The organism is Kitasatospora sp. NPDC057904 (assembly GCF_042887925.1).
Classification (GTDB): domain Bacteria; phylum Actinomycetota; class Actinomycetes; order Streptomycetales; family Streptomycetaceae; genus Kitasatospora.
Map to the genome: position 1 here is coordinate 1 of NZ_JBHVOL010000063.1, position 4,238 is coordinate 4,238.

At 42.2% G+C, this 4,238-nt stretch carries 3 protein-coding genes and 1 pseudogene; 1 reads left to right on the forward strand and 3 read right to left on the reverse strand.

The annotated features are described in order from the left end of the window. Both ACFVSN_RS45030 and ACFVSN_RS45035 read right to left on the reverse strand, forming a co-directional pair. Positions 1-353 (reverse strand): annotated as a pseudogene (locus ACFVSN_RS45030) (mobilization protein); the annotation flags it as partial. Then, a complete protein-coding gene (locus tag ACFVSN_RS45035; RefSeq protein ID WP_050041694.1) occupies positions 343-744 on the reverse strand; it encodes a MobC family plasmid mobilization relaxosome protein in 402 nt (133 codons plus the stop codon). The gene ACFVSN_RS45035 and the pseudogene ACFVSN_RS45030, both read right to left, overlap by 11 nt. Before the next feature lie 1,095 nt (positions 745-1,839). On the opposite strand from ACFVSN_RS45035, the gene ACFVSN_RS45040 reads away from it, so the two are divergent. Further along, on the forward strand, positions 1,840-2,628 hold the full coding sequence (locus ACFVSN_RS45040; protein ID WP_050041693.1) for an ANT(3'')-II family aminoglycoside nucleotidyltransferase AadA27: 789 nt from the start codon (positions 1,840-1,842) through the stop codon (positions 2,626-2,628). A 45-nt stretch (positions 2,629-2,673) separates the two neighbouring features. On the opposite strand, the gene ACFVSN_RS45045 is transcribed toward ACFVSN_RS45040, so the two are convergent. After that, positions 2,674-4,238, reverse strand: a 1,565-nt coding sequence (locus ACFVSN_RS45045; protein WP_387959301.1) for a mobilization protein, incomplete at its 5' end; no start/stop codon positions are given.

A 4,238-nucleotide genomic window follows, 5' to 3' on the forward strand; every position in this document is an offset into this window, starting at 1 on the left:
TTAGGAATCACAAAATTCAGCTCAAGCCGAGTCTCTCCAGTAACTTGGTTCACCTTATCTTGGTGCTGTACCCATAGAACTTTATACTGATCTTGATCAAGGCCAGGAAAAAGACACTGCTCAAAATTCTGCATGATCTGCTGTTTATCCTGGTCAGATAAATCATGCTCGTAAAAGGATAAACAACCGCTGGTATATTTCTTGGCAAAAGGGCTGCTATCAATGAGTTGTGCTGTCAGCTCCACATCACCACTTAAAACCTGTGCATGTTCTCGCACTCGATCTTCACCAAGTAAATAATCTAGACAACCTTTGGATAAACCTGTGCCATGTCTAAAAAAATCAACGATCATCTGGACGTAACTCCCGAAGTTGCTGATCTATGGAAATCAACAAATGAAGTAACTTCACTTTGTCAAAAGTACCTGTCCCTGCAATATCCGTATTAATAGCCTTGGCAATCTGATTGACGTTATTACCTATGCGACCTAACTCTAAAATTAAAGAACGTTCTGTCTTGGTATATGAAGATTCAACAACGTTTTTTGCTTTAATTTTTTGGTCATCATCTGCTTTTGAATTATGAATCTGTGTTGCTTTCTCTACTGCCGATTGACGTAGCAACTTTGCGATTGAACCAAAAGGATTATTAGCATCAAGCAATTGGTACTCTGATTCTGAAAGTCTGACTTTAAACGTCCGTTCCCGAACCGCTTTCTGTTTAGTTACTGAATCTATTTCCATTTGATCAATCCAATTCTCGGTATGAAACCGGTTTAAGGGAAAATCTTTGATTTTTCTTTAAGCCGGTTTTCGGGGTATCGGGGGTGAAGCCCCTGATCAAGGTCACAGCTTAGCACTATTGAACATCGTGAAATAGGGGTAACTGTGTATCCTTGCTTATCAATTACGGACAAATTTGTTCTATAAATTATTAAATCAAATGACTCGGTATATAAACTCTAGAAAGTATTGGCATTAATCTTGTAAAACTAAAGACGCTCAACTCTTTCTCACCGCCACCACAGCCTTCGCTTCGCTCAGGCAGATGGTGGACGTTGAGAGAGTTTCGGCAATACTCTCCCTAAGGGCTGTCATTCAAAAAATGACACTTCCCTTAAGTATTGCCGATTTAACCTGATTAGGCTGACGGAGCCACGCATCGGTCGTATCCGCACCATGCTTTACATACATGGTAGACAAGGACTAAAAGTTTTGTACCTTCCCCCACGCGCTCCCTGTCGAAGTATGGTGGTATCTCTGCGAGGATTTCTCCAACATGCAACTTAACCAACCTATACAACTACTCTCAACGCTCCGCTTGTGTGGGATTCCCCTGTAACGGTTTAGCTCCAATCTCTCGATCTTCACTATCGCTACGATGCACCAGTGACACTTATTCCCTCCACATGCACCGCATATCTTCCTTTAAAAAAGGCGAACAGAAGCTGATAAGGCTCGAATACAGTCTATGTATTGCTTATTGGATGAACGAGAATCAAGTAACGAAAGACTTTTTACTGATACAATGCTTGCCATTTTTTATCAATTTGATAGAATCTGAAAAGCGGTACAAGCCGAAAGGTGAAATCAGTACGAGCGTCTAACTCTGCTGATCTTCGTTACTTGATGCTCTTAACATCAAATAACTGCGTACCACCAAATTTAAGACAAAACCCCTCTAAGTTGCAAGACTCAGAGGGGTTTTTCTTTAGGTTTTAACTACAACTTTTCATTAGAATTGTTGCAAGGACTCTTTTTTTATATATTTCAAATTTTTTAACAAGATTTTTATTTGTTTCTCCTACTCCTAACTCATGCCCGAAAAAGAGGTCAAGCATGTCCGAAACCTTGCAACTTGAACAGTTAACAGAATCTTTACAGCAGCTTTTGGGTGAATCCCTCTTTGCCATTTATCTGTATGGTTCAGCTGTTGATGGCGGGCTAGGTCCAGAAAGTGATCTGGATGTTTTGGTTGTGGTGAATCAAGCACTGACACTCCATCAAAGACAGCAACTGGCAGAAACCTTATTAAAAATTTCGTATCCAATTGGGGCTGCACAGCGTGCACTTGAAGTCACCATCGTACTTAAAGAGCAAATTCTCTCAGGCAGTTATCCACTCAGCTACGAACTACAATTTGGGGAGTGGTTACGGGAGGAGTTAAACCAAGGTGCTTTGCTCCGCGCACATACAGACCCTGATCTGAGTATTTTGCTGAAGAAAGCACAAATGCATCATCGTAGTTTGTTGGGGCCAAGTTTGACACAGTGGTCAACGGCAATTCCTGAACAGCACCTCTGGCAGGCAATGGCAGACACCTATCCCTCTATTGTGGCACATTGGGATGAGGATGCCGATGAACGTAATCAGATTTTGGCCTTATGCCGTATTTATTTTAGCTTGATAACGAATGAGATTGTGCCTAAAGACCAAGCCGCACACTGGGTGATAGCTCAGTTACCGTCGCTGCATCAACCCATTTTGCAGCGCATGATCCAAGAATATAAAGGTGAGATACGCAAACAAAACTGGCAACAACAGCATCAGGCTTTAGGCCCTGTTGTTGACTTCCTTAGTTCAAAAATTGATGAACAATTTAATAAGAAGAGTAGCCTAATCAAGTAATAGTGTTTTAACCAAGCATTTTGAGCTGACGGGCTTCTATAAGCCCTACATCCCCCAACTCATCCCTCGATCTTGCTTAGGTTGGGGCTGTTCCATTTCCATTTTCCGTTCCTTCATCTGGATGATATTCGCTTCAATAGTTCGGACGTTTCGAGCAAATTCTGCTGCGCTTTGGCTACTTCTGACGAGACTGACTGCTGTACGGTTGAGATTTTCTCCAGTACGTCCTCGTAGTTCGTTGTAATTTGGCTCATCTCTCTGACTTTGCCATTGATCTGCTCGGTATACGTTGCCGTACTTCTCTCTAATTCGTGAAATTGCGTCTGTGTTGTCGATAATGACTTTTGTGTTTGCACTAAGCCTTTCTGTACGCTCTCCATTGCCTTTGATTGTGCTGATAAGGCTTGGATAATTTTCTTTTGCATCACGTCTAAACTCTGCTGTTGCTGCTGCAATTGCGCTTGTTGTTGCTGTAATTGCTGCTGTTGTTCTTCGATGATTTTCAATAACTGTGTTTCTAATTCGGTCATCGTTTAATACCCCATCGGAATCATGTAACCGTTCTGCCATTCGCCTGCATTCTTGTTGATCTGAATACATAAGCGTTGGGCTTTGCTGTTTTGCTGTCTGCATGTGCTGAACGTCAAACTGCCCCCCGATCGGTTCAGGTGATCCACTCGCATTTGTTTCTCGTTGATCGTCATATTGAGCGTCTGAATCTCGCTGTACTTGCTTTTCCCCATAAAACTGAGCGCAATAATGAGAATAATCAAAATAACAGCGCCCAAAATCAGTGCCATATTCAAAGTAGTAAGCTGTTTCAGTAGGCTTTTGTTCTGAACTTGCTGTTCTTCTGTCTGTATCTGCTCGTTCATTTGCTTTAAACGGCTCAATTTGGACTGTAGCAAGGCTTGGTACTGGTCGAGCTGCTTTTCGATCTGCTGTGAGCTGTTCTGTAGGTTCTGCGCTAATTTCTCGTCTGACTGTTGGATAGCGGTCGCTGTGATATTGGCTCTTGTGCTTAAGTTGTCTTTGATAATCTGTGACGTTTGCTCGATACCGCTCAGAAGTTGTTCCTCGGTACGTTGCAATTCGCTGTTGTACTTCTTGTCGATATTCGCCAGTAGCTCTAAAGCCTTGCTCATAAACCTCTCCATTCAAACGGATAGGACGTGTTGCGCCCTCATATGGATTTTCAATTGATATTGATTTTTGGGTCTGTCGGGTGACTTTGACGTCATTGGACTCAAGCCATTCAACCAATTTTTGCCGATCGGCAATTTCACCATTGGCAACGGCTCGATAGATACGTTGATGTAATTGCGCTTTAAAGTCCCGAACGTCCTTTGGGAGGTTCTTCTTATTGATTAAAAGCTGCTGATTGTTCGGGTCATCAGGGTCATACAGTCTATGTTCCGCATTGGTAATCTGCTTAAACAGATCTACTCGATCGAGATCTACCGGTGCATAAAATGGCTGTAGCCGTTTGCCTGTCGAAAGTTCCACATTAGGAATCACAAAATTCAGCTCAAGCCGAGTCTCTCCAGTAACTTGGTTCACCTTTTCTTGTTTATTTAACCATAGAACTTTATACTGATATTGTTTATGTT

What these genes read in the sequence shown, in the direction of transcription:
- ACFVSN_RS45035 (WP_050041694.1), bottom strand. Translation starts at nt 744, where the DNA reads ATGGAAATAGATTCAGTAACTAAACAGAAAGCGGTTCGGGAACGGACG.
- ACFVSN_RS45040 (WP_050041693.1), top strand. Translation starts at nt 1,840, where the DNA reads ATGTCCGAAACCTTGCAACTTGAACAGTTAACAGAATCTTTACAGCAG.